Consider the following 20580-nt stretch of genomic DNA (forward strand, 5'->3'; position numbering starts at 1 on the left):
TTCCTCGGCCGCTGCCGCACGAGCTCCGCATCCTGACACGAACTCCGCACCGGATCGCGTCATCCGGTGCGGAGTTCGTGTGTTTCTGCGGAGTTCGCGGGGCGCGAGGCGGGCGCACGCGAAGGTGAGCGCGCGAGGGCGGCCGCGGGCGGCTGAGCCTACGCCTGGGCGGCGGGCCCGCGGAGGTGCGCACGCACGAGGGCGTCGTGCTCGTCGTCGGTGAGGGCGTCGAAGTCGGCCGCCTCCGCGCGATCTCGCCGGCCCCACCGCACGAGCAGCAGGATCAGGATCGGGACGTCCGCGATCTCCGCGATGAACCAGAGCAGATCGCCCGCGAGGTGCTGATCGTGCAGCGGATTGGGCCACCAGCCGGCGCCGGTCGCGGCGGCGACGCCGTCCACGACCGTGTCGTTCAAACGCAGCAGGATGCCCGGGACCGAATCGATCACCAGCTCGACGAATGCGAGCAGGAACTCCACGGCGAGGAACGTGCTCGTGTGGATGCCCGTGAGTGCCATCATCGGCACGACGAGCAGCAGTCCGACCGTGAGCGTGACGGGGCCGATCCCCTCGTCGAGGACGGGTGTCGTGCGCAGCACGCCGGCGAGCGGGGTGAGGAAGAGGCAGAACACCGCGGCGGCGAAGAGGGTCGCGAACATGGCGTTGCCGAGGATGCGGAACACCCGCCCGTCGAGGACCTCGTCGAGGCGGCGCCGACGATCGGGGCCGAGGTTCGCGCGCAGCAGGTCGAGGGGGCGCCCGAGGGCGATGAGCCCGGGCACCGCGAGCAGGAGCAGCGCGATCCGGGCGACGAAGGCCCAGCGCAGCTCCGCCGACCACGTGCCGAGGAAGCCGAGCTCGACGACCGCGTACGAGCCGAGTCCGAGCCCGAAGAAGGCCGCCGCGCGGGCCGGCGGCCACGGGGTGCCGCGGCGGGACAGGCGGCGCATCCCGAAGACGTAGGCCATCGCCGCGCCGACGATGACCGCGATCGTCACGGGGTCGGCGCGCCAGGTCGTCAGGATGTCGGTGAGCGGAGGCGTGGGGACGACGGTACGCCCGCGACGAATGAGTCCGCTGAGAACGGGCGGACGGTCGCCGGCGTCCGCCCCGGGCCCGCTCAGGCGGTGAAGCGGGACAGGAACGCGCGCGTGCGCGCCTCGCGGGGAGCGGTGAAGAGCTCGGCGGAGGCGCCCTCCTCGACGATGACGCCCTCGTCGAGGAACACGACGCGGTCGGCGACGTCGCGGGCGAAGGCCATCTCGTGCGTCGCCATGAGGATCGTCGCGCCGTCGGCGGCGAGCGAGCGGACGAGCTCGAGCACCTCGCCGACGAGCTCGGGATCGAGCGCCGAGGTGATCTCGTCGAGGAGGAGCACCTCGGGGTCCGTCGCGATGGCGCGGACGATCGCCGCGCGCTGCTGCTGCCCGCCCGACAGCCGGTCCGGGTGCGCCGTGGCGAACTCGGCGAGCCCGACGCGCTCGAGCAGGTCCATCGCGCGGGCCTCCGCCTCGCGTCGCGGCATGCGGTGCACGACGCGGGACGCCAGGGTCACGTTGTCGCGCACCGACAGGTGCGGGAAGAGGTTGTAGCTCTGGAACACGGCCCCGAGCCGTGCACGCACACGGTTCGCGTCGACGCGGGGGTCGGAGATGTCCTCCTCTCCGAGGAAGATCCGACCGTCGTCGATGGGCTCGAGCAGCCCCAGGCAGCGCAGCAGGGTCGACTTCCCCGAGCCCGAGGCGCCGATGAGCGCGACCACCTCGTGTCGGGCGAGCGACACCGAGACGCCGCGCAGCACGTCGCGCTCGCCGAAGGACTTCCACAGGCCGTCGGCGCGGAGGACGGGGGCGGGCGTCTCGGTCACAGGATCGCTCCCGTCTGCTCGCGCTCGCGCAGTCGCGCGGTGTACCAGTCGGTGAGGCGGATCGTCGGGATCGCGAGGATCACGAACAGGAGGCCGGCGACGACGTACGGGGTGAAGTTGTAGGTCAGGGACGCGACCGAGCGGGCGGCGGCGATCGCGTCGACGGCGCCCAGGATGGAGATCAGCCCCACGTCCTTCTGCATCGAGATGAAGTCGTTCATGAGCGGCGGCGTCATCTTGCGCAGCGCCTGCGGCAGCACGACCCGGCGCATCGTCTGGGCGTGGCTGAGCCCCAGGGCCCGCGCGGCGAGGCGCTGGGAGGGATGCACGGCCTCGATCCCGGCGCGGATGACCTCGGCCACGTACGCCGAATAGGTCAGGGTGACCGCGAGCACCCCGAGCAGGACGATCGGGATGCGCGTGTTCGTGATCGTCGGGAGGCCGTACCCGACGAGGTACAGCACGATGATGAACGGGAAGCCGCGGAACAGGTCGGTGTAGCCGGCGGCGAGGACCCGCAGCGGGAAGAACACCGGCCCGCGCAGGGTCCGCAGCACCGCCAGCGCGAGCGCGACGGCCGCGACCGTGACGAGGGAGTAGGCGAGCACCTGCAGGTTGATCAGGAACCCGTCCCACACCTTCGGGAGTGCCTGCACCGCCACGGCGGGGTCGAAGAACGCCGCCTGCACGCCCGCCCATCCGGGGGTGTTCACGACGCTCACCCACACGATCGCGGCGAAGACCAGCGTCGAGGCCGCGGCGACCAGGACGGAGCGACGCTCGCGACCGCGGCGATAGGCGCGACGATCGAGTTCGAGGGCGCTGGGGGCGTGCAGGGTCACGGAACGACGTTACCGGAGGCGGTCAGTGCAGCTGCGGGATGCCCTCGCTGAGCACCGCCAGCCAGGTCTCCTGCAGCTGGTCGAGCGTCCCGTCCGCGCGCAGGGCGTCCACGGCGTCGCTGACGCGGGCCGTCAGGGGCGAGTCCTTGCTGAGGATCATGCCCCACTGGTCGGGGATGCCCGCTGCGGGCAGCTGGCCCACGACGAAGGAGTTCTCGATGTAGGGCACCGAGGTGGCCACGTAGGCGGTGGGCGTGTCGAGGACGAGCGCGTCGATCTGCCCGGCCTTGAGGGCGGCGACCGCGTCCTCGTTCGAGCCGTACAGCTGGGCGGCGGCGGTCGGGGCGATCGCCTTCTCGAGGGTCGCCGCGCTCGTCGAGCCGGTCATCGCGCCCAGGACGAGGGTCTTGAGCCCGGCGATGTCGGTGACGCCGTCGGCCTTGCCGCCCTTGACCGCGACGACCGACTGGCTGGCCTCGTAGTAGGGCGACGAGAAGTCGACCGCCTTCTTGCGCTCGTCGGTGATGGTGTACTGCTGGATGTTGACGTCGAAGCTCTTCGGTCCGGGCGCGATCGCCGACTCGAACGAGGTGCGCACCCAGACGACGTCCTCCTTCGCGAAGCCGAGCTTCGCGGCGACGGCGTAGGCGACGGCGGCCTCGAAGCCCTCGCCCGAGGCGGGGTCGTCGTTCACGACATAGGGCTCGTAGGCGGTCTCGCCCGTCGCGACGGTGAACTTCCCGGGCGTCAGGTACCCGCCCTCGGCATCCGCCGAGCCCGAGGACGCCGGAGCGGCACCCGCCGAGCAGCCGGAGACGAGCAGGGCGATGGCCGCCGCGGTGGCGACGACGGCGGTGCGCAGGACGGGACGCGACATGGAGGACCTCCGGGTACGGGGTGGGGTGCGGGCGGATCGCGCCGTGTGCTGTGCGCGGATGCCGCCGCATCCATCATCCCGGCATCGGCGGGGGACGAGGGCCTCGCGCGTCCCTTTGTTACGCGCTCGTCATCGCCGTCGCGCGCGGGTGGAGCGGTCAGCTCGTCCCGAGGTCGTCGAGCATCTTGCGCTGCTCCGGGGTGAGCCCGTCGTCGGGCTGCGTCCGCGGAGGCGCCGCGGGCGCTCCCGCGACCGACGAGGGTGCCGACGGGGCGTCCGTCCGCCGGCCCGTCGCGGAGTCGTACAGCCGCCCCGCGGTCGCTTCGACCCGATCGTCGATCCGGTCGTAGACGAACCACCCGATCGCGATGAACACCGGCGGGAGCACGTACGCCCAGAACCAGCTCCCGCGCGCGTTCACCCCCGACAGCAGGAGGGTGATCACCCAGACGATCGCGGCCACGGCGAGCACGATCGCGCCCTGCACGAGGGCTTCTCCCGCCGCGGTCCGCTCGCTCGACGACTTCGCGGCGGCCGACTGGAAGGCCTTCTGCGCGAGCGGCTTCACGATCAGCTCCGCGAGCGTCAGCACGACGCCCGCCCAGATCACGGCGAACCCGACGCGCGCCGGGGTGAACAGTCCGATCGCGATCAGCACCACGACGTTGAACACGTACAGCGACGCGAAGCGCACGATCCAGGTCTTCATGCCTCCAGCGTGCCACGACCTCCGGTGCGCGGGAAGGATCCCGCCCCGACGGGCGACTCCTCCTGCCGCGGCGCGCGCCTCGGAGAGGCCGCGTCCGTGCGCCCGTTCCGTGCGGCCCCCGCGATCCACCCGGACCTCGTGGCCTCGTCGCTGAAGCGGATCGGCGTGTGCCGGGTGATGCCGATCGTGCGGATGCCGCAGTACGCGAACGTCGCCCGGGCGAGCGACGCTTCGGCCGCACCCCGGTAGGCGAGCCGGTTCCACAGCCGCGGCGAGTCCATGGTCATGACGATCCGCGCCGTCCGGCCGCGCAGCAGCCGCTCGGAGACGACCGACCGCTCGCGGTAGCGGAACGCCGCGCCGGAGAGGAAGACGCGGTCGATGAACGCCTTGAGCGCGGCGGGAACGGTTCCCCACCACTGCGGGTGGAAGACGGTCAGGTGGTCGGCCCAGCGCACGTCGTCGATGTAGCGCGCGACCTCGGGGTCGAGGGGGAGGTCGTCGTCGCGCCCGGGGCGCGGCATCCGCAGCTGGTCGTGCGAGCGGGGATGCGCGGGCACCGGGTCGCGGGCGAGGTCGATCACCCGCACCTCCGCACCCGCCGCGCGGGCGGAGGCGACGTAGCCGTCCGCCAGCGCGTGGGCGAGGCTGTCGGGGATGGGGGTGCCGATGATGACGAGGAGGCGTCGGTTCACGGGGTGCGGCCTTTCGCGATGACGATGTCGGTGAGTCGGGTGAGGTGCGCGTTGAGGGCCTCGGCGTCGATCGGATCGTCCGCGGATGCCGGCGCCTCGCGCAGCTCGGTGAGCATGCCGGCGAACTCGGCCTCCAGCTCGCCGCCGGCACGGCGCACCAGCTCGGCGCCCCGAGGCGTCAGCGCCAGCACGATGCGCCGACCCTCGCCGCCGTCGGCGGTGATCCATCCGTCCGCGACGAGGGCGGGCACGCGCTTGCTGACCGCGGCCTTCGTGACGCGCAGGCACCGGGCGAGCCCCGTGATGTCGATGGGGGCGGTCTCGGCGAGCGTGGCGAGCAGCTCGAAGAGGTTGAACGAGACGCCGTGGCGCTCGCGCAGGCGGGCGTCGGCGTAGATGTCGAGCTCGGCCACGAGCTCGTGGAGGGTGACGGTGATGCGCTCGGCCATACCCCGAGTCAACCAGTTGACACGCGCTATGTCAACCCGTTGACATCGGGGATGTCAGGAGATCGAGACCAGGCGGTCGAGATCGTCGCCGGGGAGGACGTCGGCCGTCGCGGTGACCACGACCTCGACGAGACCGGCGCGTCCGTCGAGGACGTTCAAGAAGGCCGTGTCCGAGGCATCCCGTCCCGTCGCGATGCGCACGAGGGTGCCCCGCGGCGCGAGGGTGGTCGCGTCGACGACGCGCCAGCCGCCGTCGACCCAGGCCTCGGCGACCGCGTGGAAGTCCATCGGATCCAGACCCGGAGCGTAGACGGCGACCAGGCGAGCCGGGATGCCCCGGGCGCGCAGCAGCGCGACGCACAGGTGGCTGTAGTCGCGGCACACCCCCTGGCGAGCGAGCAGCGTGCGGACCGCGCCGTCGGTGGGCAGGCTCGATCCGCTCACGTACGAGAGCTGGGTGCCGACCCAGGACGACACCGCGAGGAGGGTGGATCGCTCGTCGTCCACGTCGCCGAACTCCGCCGCCGCGGTCGGGGCCAGCGCGTCGGACTCGGCATAGCGGCTCGGACGGCCGTACACGAGCAGCTCCGTCTCGTCGGCGGCGAGCAGCTCGGCCTCGCCGTCGATCGTCGCCGAGTAGTCCACGACGAGACGGCCCGGGCTCGCGGTCAGCCGGTGCAGCCGGCCCCCGTGCGCGTCGGCGAGCTCGCGGAGCGTCACCGGCGCGCCGTCGAGGGTCGCGGTGAGGGACTCGGACGCGGGTGCGTAGGCATCCGCGACGGCGATCGCGAACACGAGATCCGCCGTCTGGGTGACGTCGAGGACGATGTGGCTGGTCACGGTGCGCTGCATGCGCCCAGCGTGCCACGCTCCTGTTTCCGTCTCGTGACCCTTGACACGGGCGCGGTCCCGGTCAGTAGGAGGGGCGCGCGGCATCTCCCTCTGCGGACGTCCAGCGCGCCGCCAGGGCCTCGGACCCCCGGGCCAGCAGGGCGACGTCGGCGCCGACCAGGAGGAAGTCCGCGCCCGCCTCGACGTACGACTGCGCGGCGGCGGGGTCGAAGGCGTTGACGCCCACCGGGACGCCCGCCCCCGTCACGGCCTCGAACGTGCGCACGACGGCGGCGACGACGTCCGGATGCGTCTGCTCGCCGAGGAGCCCCATCGAGGCGGCGAGATCGGACGGCCCCACGAAGACCCCGTCGACGCCGTCGACCGCGGCGATCTCCGCGGCGGCGTCCACACCCTGCACGGTCTCGATCTGGACGAAGACCGAGACGTGGTCGTCCGCGCGCCGCAGGTAGTCCTCGATGCGGTTCCACCGCGCGGAGCGGGCCAGGGCCGACCCGACGCCGCGACGACCCCGCGGCGGGTAGCGCACGGCGGCGACGACGTCGCGAGCCTCCTCCGCGGAGGACACCATCGGCACGAGGATGTTCTGCGCACCGAGGTCGAGGACCTGCTTGATCGTCACGACGTCGCCGATCGGCACGCGGACGACCGGCGTCGCGTCCGTGGCCGCGACGGCCTGGAGCTGGGCGAGCACGCTGTCCAGCGTGTTCGGGCTGTGCTCCATGTCGATGAGCACCCAGTCGAGGCCCGATCCGGCCATGATCTCCGCGACGAGCGGGGAGCCCGAGCAGATCCACCCCCCGGCGAGGGGGCGGGGCGCGGCGGCGAGCCGGTCGCGGAAGGTCTCGCTCAGTCGAATCGGCACGTGATGACCCCCATCGGTCCGTAGTCGCAGCTCACCTCGTCGCCCGCGGCGACCCACATCGGACGGGTGAAGGAGCCGGCGAGGATGATCTCTCCGGCCTCGAGTCTCGCACCGTGCCGGGCGAACGTGTTGGCGAGCCACGCGACGCCGGTGGCCGGATGACCGAGGACGCCCGCGGCGACCCCCGTCTCCTCGATCTCGCCGTTGCGGCTGAGGACCCCCGGCACCCAGCGCAGGTCGATCTCGTCGGGGCGGCGGTGCACGTCGCCGAGCACCATCGCGCCATAGGCGGCGTTGTCGCTGATCGTGTCCACGATCGTGCGACCCTCGAGCTCGATGTGGGAGTTGAGGATCTCCAGCGCGGGCACCGCGTAGTCGATCGCGGCGAGGGCGTCCTCGAGCGTGCAGTCCGGGCCCTCGAGCGGCTCCTTCAGGACGAAGGCGAGCTCGACCTCGATGCGCACGTTCGAGAAGTGGGCCGTCGGGATCGTCGCGCCGCTGTCGTACACGGTGTCGTCGAACATGACGCCGTAGTCGGGCTCGGTGATGCCGGTGGCCTGCTGCATCGCCTTCGAGGTGAGGCCGATCTTGCGCCCCACGAGGCGCCGCCCCGACGCGATCATGCGGTCGCGCCAGACGCCCTGGATCGCGTAGGAGTCCTCGACGGTCGCCTCGGGGTAGCGCGCCGTGATCCGGGGGATGACCCCGTGCGTGCGGTCGGCCTCGGCGAGTTCGTCCGCGATCGCGGCGATCCGGTCGGGTGTGAGCATGGCGTCCTCCTGGAGCCGTGGACGATCAGGGTCGGTGGGCGATCAGAGCTGGTGGCCGAGCTTGTACTCGCCCTGCTTCCATTCGGGCATCGACTGCTCGCCCTCGTCGCGGCGCGTGTACGAGAAGCCGTCGGCGCCGATCGTGACCGCCATCTCCGACGAGTCGGTGCGGGCGACCACGGGCTGCGGGTTGCCGTCGAGGTCGAGCACGAGCGAGGCATCCGTGTACCAGGAGGGCACGACGGGGTTGCCCCACCAGTCGCGGCGCTGGTTGTCGTGCACGTCCCACGTCACGACCGGGTTGTCGGGGTCTCCGGTGTAGTAGTCCTGCGTGTAGATCTCGACGCGGTGGCCGTCGGGGTCGCGCAGGTACAGGTAGAACGCGTTGGAGACGCCGTGGCGCCCCGGGCCGCGTTCGATGGCATCCGACCGGCGGAGCGCGCCGAGCTTGTCGCAGATCGCGAGGATGTTGTGCTTCTCGTGGGTCGCGAAGGCGACGTGATGCATCCGCGGGCCGTCGCCGCCGGTGGCGGCGGTGTCGTGCACGGTGGGCTTGCGGCGCATCCAGGCGGCGTAGACCGTGCCGTCCTCGTCCTGGATGTCCTCGGTCACGCGGAAGCCGAGGTCCTGGTAGTGGCGCACGGCGCGCGGCACGTCGGGGGTGACCTGGTTGAAGTGGTCGAGGCGCACGAGCTCGCCCGGGGTGTGCAGGTCGTAGCGCCACGACAGACGCTCGACGTGGGTCGTCTCGAAGAAGAACTCGTAGGGGAAGCCGAGGGGGTCCTCGACGCGCACCGAGTCGCCGATGCCCTGGACGAAGCCCTCCGGGCGGCGCTCGACGCGGCATCCGAGCTCGGTGTAGAACGCGACGGCGCGGTCGAGGTCCTCGGCGGAGCGCACCCGGTAGCTGAAGGCGGCGACCGCGGCGATCGGTCCCTTCCGCAGCACGAGGTTGTGGTGGATGAACTCCTCGGTCGAGCGGAGGTAGATCGCCTCGTCGTCCTCGGCGGTGACGTAGAGGCCGAGCACGTCGACGTAGAACCGGCGGGAGGCGGCGAGGTCGGTGACGACCAGCTCCATGTACGCGCAGCGGAGGATGTCGGGGGGCGTGGCGGTCGGCGTCGCGACCGGGTTCTCGGAGTGGATCGGGGCCTCCTGGCTCACGTAGTAGCCCGAGGAGGTCAGCGTCATCTCGTCGCGGTGGGTCATGTCAGCGTCCTTGCTTTCGTGGAGTGGTGCGGTGGCCGAGTGTCCACGACACGCCGCGCGTGAGGGGTGCGGGGCGGCGTGTCGTGGACACTCGGCGGGCGGGCGGGCGGGCGGGCGGGTGGGCTGGGCGGGGCGGGTCAGAGCTTGCCGAAGGTGGGGTTGTGCACCGTGCCGAGGGTGATGTGCACGGCCTGCTGATCGGTGTAGAAGTCGATCGAGCGGTAGCCCCCCTCGTGACCGAGGCCGGATGCCTTGACGCCCCCGAACGGGGTGCGGAGGTCCCGCACGTTGTTGGAGTTCAGCCACACCATCCCCGCCTCGACGGCCTGCGCGACGTTGTGGGCGCGCTTGAGATCATTGGTCCAGACGTACGCGGCGAGGCCGTACTTCGTGTCGTTCGCGAGGGCGAGCGCCTCCTCGTCGGTGTCGAACGGGGTGATCGCCACGACGGGACCGAAGATCTCCTCCTGGAAGATGCGTGCGTCGGGCGCCACGTCGGCGAAGACGGTCGGGGCGACGAAGTTGCCGAACTCGAATCCCTCGGGCTGCCCGCCGCCGGCGACGAGACGTCCCTCGCTCTTGCCGATCTCGACGTAGCCCATGACCTTCGCGAAGTGCTCGGGGTGGACGAGCGCGCCGACCTCGGTCGCGGGGTCGTGCGGGTATCCGACCTTCACACGGCTCGCCTGGGCGGCATAGCGCTCGACGAACTCGTCGTAGACATCCCGCTGCACGAGGATGCGGCTGCCCGCCGTGCAGCGCTCGCCATTGAGCGAGAACACGCCGAAGATCGTGGCGTCGATCGCGGCGTCGAGGTCGGCGTCGGCGAAGACGATGGCGGGGCTCTTGCCCCCGAGCTCCATCGACAGGCCCTTCAGGTAGGGCGCGGCGTTCCCGAAGATGATCTGGCCGGTCCGGCTCTCGCCCGTGAAGGAGATGAGCGGCACGTCCGGGTGCTTCACGAGCGCGTCGCCGGCATCCTCGCCGAGACCGTTGACGAGGTTGAAAACGCCCTGGGGGAGCCCCGCCTCCTCGAAGATCCCCGCCCACAGCGACGCCGACAGGGGGGTGAACTCCGCGGGCTTGAGGACGACCGTGTTGCCGGTCGCGAGGGCGGGACCGAGCTTCCAGGACTCGAGCATGAAGGGGGTGTTCCACGGCGTGATGAGTCCGGCCACGCCGATCGGCTTGCGGTTGACGTAGTTGATCTGACGCCCCGGGACCTTGAAGGTGTCGTCGGACTGCGCGACGATCAGGTCCGCGAAGAACCGGAAGTTCTCGGCGGCGCGACGGGCCTGGCCGAGTGCCTGGGTGATCGGAAGGCCCGAGTCGAAGGACTCGAGCTCGGCGAGCCGGGCGTCGCGCGACTCGACGATGTCGGCGATGCGGTGGAGGATGCGGGACCGCTCGCGCGGCAGCATCCGCGGCCACGGCCCCTCCTCGAACGCGCGCCGGGCGGCGGCGACGGCGAGCTCGATGTCGGCCTTCTTGCCGGCGGCGGCCTGCACATACACCTCGTTCGAGACCGGCTCGAGCACCTCGAAGGTGTCACCGTCGACCGAGTCGACGAACGCTCCGTCGATGTAGTGGCGGATGCGGTCGGGCAGGTCCGCCGGGACGTGGCGGGCATCGAGGGCGGGAGTCGTGTCGCTCATGGTGTCTCCGTGATCGGGTTCAGTGGGTGTCGGGCCTGCAGGAACGCGTCGAGCGTGCGCAGGCGGTGGTTCCGGGTGAACATCTCGAGCTCGTCCGGGTCGGCGCCGATGCGGATCAGCTCGAGGATGCGGTCGTGCTCCTCCACCGAGTGGCGCGGCCGGCTCGGGATCAGCGAGAACGACGTGTCGCGCAGTCCGGCCAGCCGCGACCAGCCCCGGCCGACGAGGTCGAGGATGTGCGGGTTCGGGCACCGGTCGAACAGCACGGCGTGGAAGCGCTGGTTGAGCTGCGTGTACAGGTGCGCGTCGAAGTCGTCGACCAGCCGGTGCATCCGCTCGTTGATCTCCGCGGCGGCGGCGAGGTCGTCCTCGGTGACGAACGGGGCGGCCAGCCGCGTCGCGTAGCCCTCGACGAGACTGAGCGTCTGCATCGTGTGCACGTACGCCTCCTCGTCGACGACCGAGACGCGGGCACCGACGTTCTTCTCGAACGTGACGAGGTGCTCGGCCTCCAGGCGGCGGATGGCCTCGCGCACCGGCACGACGCTCATGCCAAGATCGGCGGCGATCGCGCCCAGCACGAGCCGGTAGCCCGGACCGTACTCGTGTCGCGTGATCCGTGCCCGGATCCAGTCGTAGGCGACCTCCGACTTGCTGCCGGTCTCGACGGTGGTCATCGGTCCTCCTCGTAGCGTGCGCGCCAGGCCGCGTTCATCGGGAACAGTCCGTCGACGGGGTGCCCTTCCGCGACGCGGGCCGCGATCCAGGCATCCTCCACCTCCTGGGCGAGGGCGGCGTCGGCGACCTCCTCGGCGAGCGCCGGGGGGATCACGATCACCCCGTCGGCGTCGCCGACGATGACATCGCCCGGCTGGACCGTCGCCCCGCCGCACGCGATCGTCACGTCGTGGTCCCACGGGACGTGCTTGCGGCCGAGGACCGCGGGGTGCGCGCCGACCGTGTAGACCGGCAGGCCCACGGCGCGGACCGCGTCCAGGTCGCGCACGCCGCCGTCCGTGACGACCCCGGCGGCGCCGCGCGCCTGCGCGCGGATCGCGAGGATGTCGCCCAGCGTTCCCGAGCCCGCCTCGCCGCGGGCCTCGATGACGATGACCTCGCCCTCGCCGACGGCGTCGAAGGTGCGCTTCTGCGCGTTGTACCCGCCGCCGTGGCTCGCGAACAGGTCCTCGCGGCCCGGCACGAACCGCAGGGTCCTCGCGACGCCGACGAGCTTCCGGTCTGGGTGGAGCGGGCGGACGCCGTCGATCGTGACGTCGTTCAGGCCGCGCTTGCGCAGCTGCTGCGACAGGCCCGCGACCGGGACGCGCTCGAGCTTCTCGCGCAGGGACGGGGCGAGAGCGGGTGCGGCGCTCCCGGACTCCGCGGGCGCGAGCCCGGCGGCCTCGCGGGACCCCCACGCCTCCTCGCGCTGGAGGTCGTCGACGGCGGGCAGCGATCCGATCGCGCCGTCGAAGGCGAGGGCGGGACCGTCGACCACCGTCGTGACCAGGCGGCCGCTGGTGACTCCCGTCGCCGGCTCGTCGACCTCGACCTCGACGACGTCGCCCGGGACGATGACGGAGGAGCCCGCCGGCGTCCCGGTCAGGATGACGTCTCCGGTCTCGAGCGTGACGTGCTGGGAGAGATCCGCGACGAACTGCGCGAGGGGGAAGAGGAGCCCCGCCGTCGTGTCGTCCTGGCGGAGTTCGCCGTTCACCCACGTACGCACGCGCAGTGCGGCCGGGTCGATCGCGCGTGCGTCCATGAGCCCGGGGCCGATCGGGGTGAATCCGTCGCCGCTCTTCGAACGGACGTTGGAGCCCTTGTCGTTCGCCCGCAGGTCGTACAGGCCGAGGTCGTTGGACGCCGTCACCCAGGCCACGTGGTCCCACGCGTCCTCGAGGGACACACGGCGTGCGGGTGCGCCGATCACGAGGGCGATCTCGCCCTCGAAGGCGAGCAGCTCGGTGCCGGCGGGGCGCTCGACGGTGCCTCCGCTCGCGGCGACCGAGCTGGACGCCTTGACGAAGTAGGAGGGGAAGGCGGGCCGACGACCGCGCTGGTCCGCGCGCGAGGAGTAGCTCAGGTGGACGGCGACGATCTTGCCGGGCCGACCGGGGAGGCCGCGGAAACGCGGGTCCGGGTCGGGTGCCGCCGCGGCGGTGTCGATGGTCATGAGCCTCCTCGCTCTTGCGTCGTATCTGAAATCGTATATCATCGGGACCACGGCGGACAAGAGGCGACCCGGAGACGGTGACCTCTCCGCCGTCCGACGATGACGTCACCGGAGCGTCGACATCCGAACACTGGAGTTCACGACATGAGCACATCCGCATCAGCGTCCGACGGGTTCACCCCCACGGGCACCATCGCCACCCACGCCGACCGACGCCGCGTGGTGTTCGCCACGATCGTCGGCACGACCGTCGAGTGGTACGACTTCTTCATCTACGCCTCCGCGGCCGGTCTCGTCTTCGGTCAGCTGTTCTTCGCCCCTGCGGGGGAGGGCATCGCCCAGGTGCTGTCGTTCCTCACGGTCGGCATCAGCTTCCTCTTCCGCCCCCTCGGCGCGTTCCTCGCGGGGCACTTCGGCGACAAGTACGGACGCCGCGTCGTCCTCATGGCGACCCTCATCCTCATGGGCGTCGCGACCACCCTCGTCGGCCTCCTGCCGACATATGCCGTGATCGGCATCGCCGCGCCGATCCTTCTGATCGTGCTGCGCATCGTGCAGGGCATCTCGGCCGGCGGCGAGTGGGGCGGCGCGGTGCTGCTCGCGGTGGAGCACGCCCCCAAGCGCAAGCGCGGCGTGTTCGGCGCGTCCCCGCAGATGGGTGTGCCGCTCGGACTGCTGCTCGCCTCGGGCATGCTCGCCGTCATGGCGCTCATCGCCCCCGGTGAGGCCTTCATCGAGTGGGGCTGGCGCGTGCCCTTCGTGCTGTCGTTCGTGCTGATCCTCATCGGCTACTACATCCGCCGCCGCGTCGAGGAGAGCCCGGTGTTCACCGAGCTCGCCGAGCGCAAGGAGGAGTCGCGGATGCCGATCGTGCAGCTGTTCCGCAAGCACGCGCTCCTCGTGGTCATCGCGGCGCTCGTCTTCGCGGGGAACAACGCCGTCGGGTACATGACCACGGGCGGCTACATCCAGCGCTACGCCACCGACCCCAAGGGGCCGATCGGGCTCGCGACGGCCGACGTCCTGGGGGCCGTGACGCTCTCCGCCGTCACCTGGCTGCTGTTCACCTTCGTCTCGGGCTGGATCTCCGACCGCATCGGCCGCCGCGCGACCTACATCATCGGATGGATCCTGCAGCTGGCGGGTGTCTTCGTTCTCTTCCCGCTCGTGAACACCGGGTCTGCGGTCAACCTCGCCCTCGGCCTCGTGATCCTCACGGTCGGCCTCGGCTTCACCTACGGCCCGCAGGCGGCGCTGTACTCGGAGCTGTTCCCGGCATCCATCCGCTTCTCGGGCGTCTCGATCTCGTATGCGATCGGAGCCATCCTCGGCGGCGCGTTCGCGCCGACCATCGCCCAGGCGATCGTGCAGGCGACCGGATCGACGGTCGGGGTGACGTGGTACCTGGCCGGGATGACGGTGCTCGGGCTCGCCGCCACGCTGCTGCTGCGCGACCGCAGCGGCATCCCGCTCGGCCCCGACCACGAGGCGGAGCAGTCGGTGAGCCCGATCTACGGGCTGTCGAAGGCCTGAGCCGGGCCCCGCGCGAGCCATTCGACATCGCCGTCCGAGGAAGGGATCGAAGACGATGCAGTTCCACCATCACGGATACGTGTCCGCAGACCCGCGCGTGCTGCCGGCCGCCGGTGTCGGGATCGATCGCCCCGTCGATCTGCCGGACGAGATCGACGTCCTCGTCGTCGGCTCGGGACCGGCGGGCATGCTCCTGTCGGCGCAGCTCTCGCAGTATCCGGGGATCGTCACGCGGATCATCGAGCGGCGGGAGGGACGCCTGCCCCTCGGCCAGGCCGACGGCATCCAGCCGCGCAGCGTCGAGACGTTCCAGGCCTTCGGGTTCGCGGAGCGGATCGTCGCCGAGGCGTACAACATCGGGTGGATGAACTTCTGGGGCCCGGACCCGGAGAACCCCGAGAACATCGTGCGTCGGTCTCGGACCGCCGACTACGCGTACGACATCAGCGAGTTCCCGCACCTCATCGTGAACCAGGCGCGTGTGCTGGACTACTTCGCCGAGGCCGCCGCGCACGGCCCGGGCAGGATCTCGCCGGACTACGGGGTGGAGTTCACCGGGCTCACGGTGCACGAGACCGGTGAGTATCCGGTCGAGGTCGGCATCCGCTACGTCGCGGGGGAGCGTGCCGGAGAGCAGCGCACGGTGCGCGCGCGGTACGTCGTCGGATGCGACGGGGCGCGCAGCCGCGTGCGCGACGCGATCGGGCGCGTGCACGTCGGCGACATCTCGCAGCACGCGTGGGGTGTCATGGACGTCCTCGTGGACACCGACTTCCCGGACTGGCGCATCAAGTGCGCGATCAACTCGGAGGCGGGGAACATCCTGCACATCCCCCGCGAGGGCGGGTACCTGTGCCGCATCTACGTCGACCTCGGCGCCGTCGCGGACGACGACGACCATCGGGTGCGCCAGACGCCCATCGAGGCCATCGTCGACAAGGCGAACGCGATCCTGCATCCGTACACACTCGACGTGAAGAGCGTGGCCTGGCACAGCGTGTACGAGGTGGGGCACCGGGTGACGGACGGATTCGACGACGCCCCGGACAGCGGCGACCCGCGCGTGTTCCTCACCGGCGACGCGTGCCACACGCACAGCGCCAAGGCGGGCCAGGGGATGAACGTCTCGATGCAGGACGGCTTCAACCTGGGCTGGAAGCTCGGCTCTGTGCTCACCGGGCTGAGCTCTCCGTCGCTCCTGTCGACCTACAGTGCCGAGCGGCGCCCCGTCGCGCAGCAGCTGATCGACTTCGACAAGGAGTGGTCGACGCTCATGGCGCGCAAGCCCGAGGAGATCTCCGATCCCGAAGACCTCGCGACGTACTATCTCGCCACGGCGGAGTTCCCCTCCGGGTTCATGACGCAGTACCAGCCGGGAACCGGCGTGGTCGCCGCGACCTCGCGGCCGGAGCTCGCCACCGGCTTCCCGCTCGGCAAGAGGTTCAAGAGCGCGCCGGTCACGCTCGTCGCCGACGGGAACGTCGTGCACCTGGGGCACCACGCGCGCGCCGACGGGCGGTGGCGGATCTACGTCTTCGCGGATGCCGACGGCCTGGCCGACGACTCGGCGACGGCGCGGTTCGCGCAGTGGCTCGCCGAGGCATCCGACTCGCCCGTGCGACGGTGCACACCGGCCGGTGTCGACATCGACGCGGTGTTCGACGTCAAGGTCGTCTACCCGCACGGCTTCGACGAGGTGGACATCACGCGGGTGCCGGCGATCTTCCGCCCGCACACCGGGCCGCTCGGCCTGATGGACTGGGAGAAGGTGTTCGCGGCCGGCCCCGCCCGCTGGAACGAGGTCGACGTCTTCGCCGAGCGCGGACTGTCGCGCGACGGCGTCGTCGTGGTGGTCCGTCCCGATCAGTACGTCGCGCAGGTGCTGCCGCTCGACGCGACGGCCGAGCTGAGCGCGTTCTTCGCGGAGTGGATGCTCCCGCAGGCGTGAGCGCGCCGGCGCCGCCGCGCGTGCGTGTGCGCGTGCGCGGCGCGGCGAGACCCGCGGCGGGCGTCGAGACCGCGGTCGTGGGCGTGGGTCTCGCCGCGGGGAGGCGGTCTCGACGGCGGTACGGATGCGGGGTGCGACCGCAGACGCCGGGCTACTCGAATTGGTCGATGCCGCGCAGGCGCAGCTCCTCCAGGTCGAGCCGGCCCTGGATGTGCCGCACGATCAGGTCGTCGACCGTCCCGTCGCGTCGCAGCCGGTGCAGCACCTCGCGCTTGCGGTCGAGGAGCGCGAGCCGCAGCCGTGTCAGCTCCTCGTGCCGCACGAGGGGTGAGCGCTGGGTGAGGTCGATCCCGTCGCTCGTCGCCAGCATCTGCAGCGTCGAGGTCGCACGGGGAACGGATGCCTCGCCGGGCGCGCCGTCCACGGTCGCATTCGTCGCATCCGAGGCATCCACCGTCACCGCGCCGCGATCACCGGGCGGGACCGGTCCGGCCTCCGTCGGCACGGGGCCCGTGTCGGGCGCCGCCGCGTCGGCGAGCATCGTCTCGAGCTCGACGATCCGTGCATCGTCGAGCCGGCTCTGGCGCGCGTAGGCCCGGGCGTTGGCGAGCTCGAGCTGCTCGTACCCCTCGCGCCGAGCACGGTCGCGCACCTCGTCGCTGATGCCGTGCTCGGCGGCCAGGTCGTCGATCGCCGCGAGCGCGGCCCCCGAGATCGTCCGCTGCGCGAGCTCGTACTCGTCGTCGGCGACCCCGTCGTCGGGGAGGTTCGCCCAGCGGACGATGAGCGGCAGGAGCGGCCCCTGCACGAGCAGGCTCAGCAGGATGACCCCGGCCGTGACGAACACGACCGCGTCGCGCCCCGACAGGTCGCCGGCGCCGGTCACGGTGTCGGGCACCGAGAGCGCGATCGCGAGGGACACGGCGCCCCGGAAGCCCGCGAACGTGCTCACGATGCGGCCGCGGTTGCCGAGCCGCAGCGGAACGCGGGCGGGCGCGGCGACGTCCTCGACGTCGGGGGCGCCGACACCGGCGGGGCCCCGGGTCGCCCGCCGACGCGGTCTCGGCCCGGGGCGTGAGAACGGCGCGGTCAGCAGCTGGAAGACATACCGGACGACGAGCAGCATGACCCAGGCGGCGACGGTCACCAGCAGCAGGACGGCGATCAGGCGGCCCGGGATGTCGTGCACGACGAACTGCACCTCGAGGCCGATGAGCACGAACAGGGCGCCGTTGAGCAGGTACACGCCGAAGGGCCAGGCGGCCACGGCCTGGCGGCGCGAGGTCGCGGTGGTGATCCGGGGGAGGGACCAGGCGACGATGAGCCCTGCGAAGACCACCGCGAGGACGCCCGAGGCGTGGACGAACTCGGCCGTCAGGAACGCGGTGAAGGGGATGAGCACGAGCGCCGTGTTGATGACGATGGGCGAGCGCGCGCGGCGCAGGCCGGCGTAGGCGAGCGCCGCCGTCGCGATGCCCGCGGCGGCCCCGCCCAGGTACGACACCAGCACGGTGCCCGTCACCGTCCAGGGCGTCACGTCGTCGCCGAGGACGAGCGCGAGCGCGATGGCGTACACGACCAGAGCCGTCCCGTCGTTGGTGAGGCTCTCCGCCTTGAGCTTCATGAACATCCGCTGCGGCAGCAGCCTGCCGAGCGCCGCGACGGCCGTCGCGTCGGGCGGGGCGACGGCGGCACCGAGCAGCAGACCGGTCTGCCAGGGCATCCCGAACAGCGTCGCGATCCAGGCCACCCCGAACGCCGATGCGACCACGAGCAGCGTGCTCATCGGGACGATGTACCGCAGCGACCGGCGGATCGCCCGCAGCGATGTCGTGAGGCTCTCCCAGAAGAGCATCACCGGCAGGAACAGCAGCAGGACCGTCTCGGGCGGCAGCTGGATCTCGCGCAGCTCGGGCACGAACCCGAGCAGCAGGCCGATGACCACCAGCAGCAGGGGCGTCGCGATGCGGAGCCGAGGCGCCAGCGCCGTCCCCGTCAGGATCGCGAGGCCGAGCAGGACCGTCACTTCGAGACCTTGCATGGCATCCCCCTCCATCGCCCACACACAGTGTGCGCGCTGTGTCCAGCGCAGGAGAAGCCCCGCGCATTCCCCGCGGGCAGGATCGGGCGCGCCCGCGGGCAGGATCGGACGTTCACAACTCCGGAGATCCAGTCGCCGCGCCGCGGCCCGGCCTGTCGTTCCGGGGTGTGGGGCCGGGGCGGGGGCGGCTTCTCCGGAGTTGTGAACGCCCGGGATGCCCGTCAGGAGTTCACGCGCACGATCTCCTGCTGGTAGGGCGCGATGACGTCGCCCGAGATGCGGCAGTCGAGCAGCAGGAACGGGCGGTCAGCAACCGGAGTGCGCGCCCACCGCTGCAGCGCGTCGAGGTCGTCGAGGGTCCGGACGACGACGCCCTCTGCGCCTACGGCTCGCGCGAGGCCAGCGAAGTCGACCTCGGGGATCAGCATGGGCTCGCGGGCGAGGCCCTGCAGCCCGTAGAGGTTCACCTCGGCGCCGTAGGCGGCATCGTTCCAGACGACGGCGAGCCCCCGACCTCCCGCGACGCGCACGGCGGATTCGAGGTCGGCGAGGGCCATCAGGCCGCCCCCGTCGCCGGTCGAGAGCACGATCGTCGCCGTCGGACGGGCCAGGGCCGCCCCGGGGACGGACGGGAAGCCGAGGCCGATCGACTGGTACGCGGTGCCGACCATCATCATCCGATCGGGCGACGCGACCGGCCAGTACATGTTCGCCCACCCGATGAAGTGGCCTCCGTCGGAGACGACGACCCGGTCGCGGGTGGAGGCATGGCCGTCGAGGAGCTCGCCGATCCGCGCCGCGACGGCCCGCGGGTCGAGACGTCCGTCCGGCGCGAGGATCGCGCCCGCGTCGCGCATTCGGGCCGCCGCAACGGACGCCGCATCCCGCCACCGCTCGCGAGAAACCACATCCGCCGCGAGAAACGCCTCGTGCTGTGGTTTCTCGTGCGCGGAGGTGTTTCTCGAGGAGAAGGGGGAGGGCGAGGAGGGCGACGGCGAGGAGGGCGACGGCGAGGAGGAGGACGGCGCGAGGCGGGAGAGGAGCAGCTCGGCGACCAGGCGGGCATCGCCGCGCACGAAGCCGCCGACATGCGGATGCGTCGCCGCGGGAGCGATGTCGACCTGGAACAGCCGGGTCCGGGGCGAGACGAGCGCTCCGAAGCGCATCGTGAACTGGTTGAGCCCCGCTCCGAAGACGACGACGACGTCGGCCTCGGCGGCGATCTCCATCGCCCCCTCGGCGCCGAACCCGCCCGCGACCCCGAGGTCGTAACGGTCGTCCGTGAACAGCCCGCGCCCGAGTGCCGTCGACGCCGTCAGCGCCCCGGTCCGAGCCGCCAGGGCGTCGAGGGCCGGGCCGGCGCCGGCCTCCCATGCCCCGCGTCCGGCGAGCAGCAGCGGACGTTGCGCGCGCTCGAGCGCCGCCGCGATCTCGTCGATCACCCCGAGTGCGAAGGGCGTGGTGGGGGCGACGGGCCCCGGCAAGGCGGGCCGCGGCGCGTCCGACAGGGGACCGGCGTCGAGCTTCGCGACGTCGTAAGGGATGGCGAGCACCGTGGGGACGCGGTACGACAGGGCGTGCTCGATCGCGATGACGGTGGTCGCCGCGGCATCCGCCCGGCCGACCGTGTAGGTGCGCGCCCCGACAGCCGAGGCGAGGGCGATCTGATCGACGTCCCAGGGACGCGGCCCGGAGGTGGGCTCGTCTCCCACGACGAGGATGAGCGGCACATGCGCCTGCACCGCCTCGGCGAGCGCCGTGAGGGTGTTGGTGAAACCTGCGCCGTAGGTGGCGGTCGCGGCGGCGAGTCCGCCGCCCGCGCGGAAGTGGGCATCGGCGGCGACGACACCGCCGGCCTCGTGCCGGAGGGCGGTGTAGTGGACGTCGGTGGAGCGCTCGAGCGCGTCGAGGAAGTGGGCGTTGCCGTTGCCCATCACCCCGAAGACATGGTCGATGTGCTGGGCGAGGGCATGGGCGACGTGCGCGGACACGGTGGGCATGGGCGGCCTCCGAGAGGACAGACGGTGAACGGGTTGCCGTATGTGTCTCGCGTGCCCCTTTTTCGAGCACCGGCCGCCTCGTCGCCGCCGGA

At 71.8% G+C, this 20580-nt stretch carries 18 protein-coding genes; 2 read left to right on the forward strand and 16 right to left on the reverse strand.

Going from position 1 to position 20580, the window contains the following annotated elements; all coding sequences use genetic code 11:
* Window positions 1–158 precede the first annotated feature (158 nt).
* The 14 genes from WFI00_RS02755 to WFI00_RS02820 all read right to left on the reverse strand — a co-directional run bounded on the left by WFI00_RS02755 (window position 159) and on the right by WFI00_RS02820 (window position 12966).
* Entirely contained in the window at window positions 159–998 is an 840-nt protein-coding gene (locus WFI00_RS02755; RefSeq protein ID WP_336631032.1) for a cytochrome c oxidase assembly protein, read from the reverse strand.
* 122 nt (window positions 999–1120) lie between these two features.
* Window positions 1121–1867, reverse strand: a complete 747-nt coding sequence (locus WFI00_RS02760; RefSeq protein ID WP_336631033.1) for an amino acid ABC transporter ATP-binding protein — start codon at window positions 1865–1867, stop codon at window positions 1121–1123.
* Entirely contained in the window at window positions 1864–2709 is an 846-nt protein-coding gene (locus WFI00_RS02765; RefSeq protein ID WP_336631034.1) for an amino acid ABC transporter permease, read from the reverse strand. Before WFI00_RS02765 ends, WFI00_RS02760 begins: the two co-directional genes overlap by 4 nt.
* A gap of 22 nt (window positions 2710–2731) precedes the next feature.
* The gene (locus WFI00_RS02770) at window positions 2732–3586 is read right to left on the reverse strand and encodes an ABC transporter substrate-binding protein (protein WP_336631035.1); all 855 of its coding nucleotides are present in this window, start codon (window positions 3584–3586) and stop codon (window positions 2732–2734) included.
* A 157-nt stretch (window positions 3587–3743) separates the two neighbouring features.
* Complete coding sequence (locus tag WFI00_RS02775) at window positions 3744–4295, reverse strand: hypothetical protein (RefSeq protein WP_336631036.1); 552 nt, start codon at window positions 4293–4295, stop codon at window positions 3744–3746.
* Window positions 4292–4990, reverse strand: a complete 699-nt coding sequence (locus WFI00_RS02780; RefSeq protein WP_336631037.1) for an NAD(P)H-dependent oxidoreductase — start codon at window positions 4988–4990, stop codon at window positions 4292–4294. Before WFI00_RS02780 ends, WFI00_RS02775 begins: the two co-directional genes overlap by 4 nt.
* A complete protein-coding gene (locus WFI00_RS02785) occupies window positions 4987–5439 on the reverse strand; it encodes a MarR family winged helix-turn-helix transcriptional regulator (protein WP_336631038.1) in 453 nt (150 codons plus the stop codon). The genes WFI00_RS02780 and WFI00_RS02785 overlap by 4 nt, the downstream gene beginning before the upstream one ends.
* A 54-nt stretch (window positions 5440–5493) precedes the next feature.
* Window positions 5494–6291, reverse strand: a complete 798-nt coding sequence (locus WFI00_RS02790) for a transglutaminase-like domain-containing protein (protein WP_336631039.1) — start codon at window positions 6289–6291, stop codon at window positions 5494–5496.
* 61 nt (window positions 6292–6352) lie between these two features.
* Window positions 6353–7156 carry an HpcH/HpaI aldolase family protein gene (locus WFI00_RS02795; RefSeq protein ID WP_336631040.1) on the reverse strand — a complete coding sequence of 268 codons (804 nt, stop codon included), beginning with the start codon at window positions 7154–7156 and terminating at the stop codon, window positions 6353–6355.
* Window positions 7141–7926, reverse strand: coding sequence for a 2-keto-4-pentenoate hydratase (locus tag WFI00_RS02800; protein ID WP_336631041.1), 786 nt, complete (start codon window positions 7924–7926; stop codon window positions 7141–7143). The genes WFI00_RS02795 and WFI00_RS02800 overlap by 16 nt, the downstream gene beginning before the upstream one ends.
* A 42-nt stretch (window positions 7927–7968) precedes the next feature.
* Window positions 7969–9135 carry a 3,4-dihydroxyphenylacetate 2,3-dioxygenase gene (gene hpaD / locus WFI00_RS02805; RefSeq protein WP_336631042.1) on the reverse strand — a complete coding sequence of 389 codons (1167 nt, stop codon included), beginning with the start codon at window positions 9133–9135 and terminating at the stop codon, window positions 7969–7971.
* Between the two features lie 137 nt (window positions 9136–9272).
* A complete protein-coding gene (hpaE, locus tag WFI00_RS02810) occupies window positions 9273–10790 on the reverse strand; it encodes a 5-carboxymethyl-2-hydroxymuconate semialdehyde dehydrogenase (RefSeq protein ID WP_336631043.1) in 1518 nt (505 codons plus the stop codon).
* The gene (locus WFI00_RS02815) at window positions 10787–11467 is read right to left on the reverse strand and encodes a GntR family transcriptional regulator (RefSeq protein ID WP_336631044.1); all 681 of its coding nucleotides are present in this window, start codon (window positions 11465–11467) and stop codon (window positions 10787–10789) included. The genes hpaE and WFI00_RS02815 overlap by 4 nt, the downstream gene beginning before the upstream one ends.
* Window positions 11464–12966 carry a fumarylacetoacetate hydrolase family protein gene (locus tag WFI00_RS02820; RefSeq protein WP_336631045.1) on the reverse strand — a complete coding sequence of 501 codons (1503 nt, stop codon included), beginning with the start codon at window positions 12964–12966 and terminating at the stop codon, window positions 11464–11466. The genes WFI00_RS02815 and WFI00_RS02820 overlap by 4 nt, the downstream gene beginning before the upstream one ends.
* Before the next feature lie 144 nt (window positions 12967–13110).
* Between WFI00_RS02820 and WFI00_RS02825 the strand changes: the two genes are divergently transcribed.
* Both WFI00_RS02825 and WFI00_RS02830 read left to right on the forward strand, forming a co-directional pair.
* Window positions 13111–14499: an MFS transporter gene (locus WFI00_RS02825; protein WP_336631046.1), complete on the forward strand. Its 1389-nt coding sequence runs from the start codon at window positions 13111–13113 to the stop codon at window positions 14497–14499.
* 55 nt (window positions 14500–14554) lie between these two features.
* Complete coding sequence (locus tag WFI00_RS02830) at window positions 14555–16447, forward strand: FAD-dependent monooxygenase (protein WP_336631047.1); 1893 nt, start codon at window positions 14555–14557, stop codon at window positions 16445–16447.
* A gap of 151 nt (window positions 16448–16598) precedes the next feature.
* Here the strand turns inward: WFI00_RS02830 and WFI00_RS02835 are convergent, their stop codons facing one another.
* Window positions 16599–18488 (reverse strand): cation:proton antiporter, encoded by a 1890-nt coding sequence (locus WFI00_RS02835; protein WP_336631048.1) that lies wholly within the window; start codon window positions 18486–18488, stop codon window positions 16599–16601.
* 221 nt (window positions 18489–18709) lie between these two features.
* The gene (locus WFI00_RS02840; protein ID WP_336631049.1) at window positions 18710–20488 is read right to left on the reverse strand and encodes a thiamine pyrophosphate-binding protein; all 1779 of its coding nucleotides are present in this window, start codon (window positions 20486–20488) and stop codon (window positions 18710–18712) included.
* Window positions 20489–20580 lie beyond the last annotated feature (92 nt).

Origin of the sequence: Microbacterium sp. MMO-56, assembly GCF_037146215.1 — a bacterium.
GTDB lineage: Bacteria > Actinomycetota > Actinomycetes > Actinomycetales > Microbacteriaceae > Microbacterium.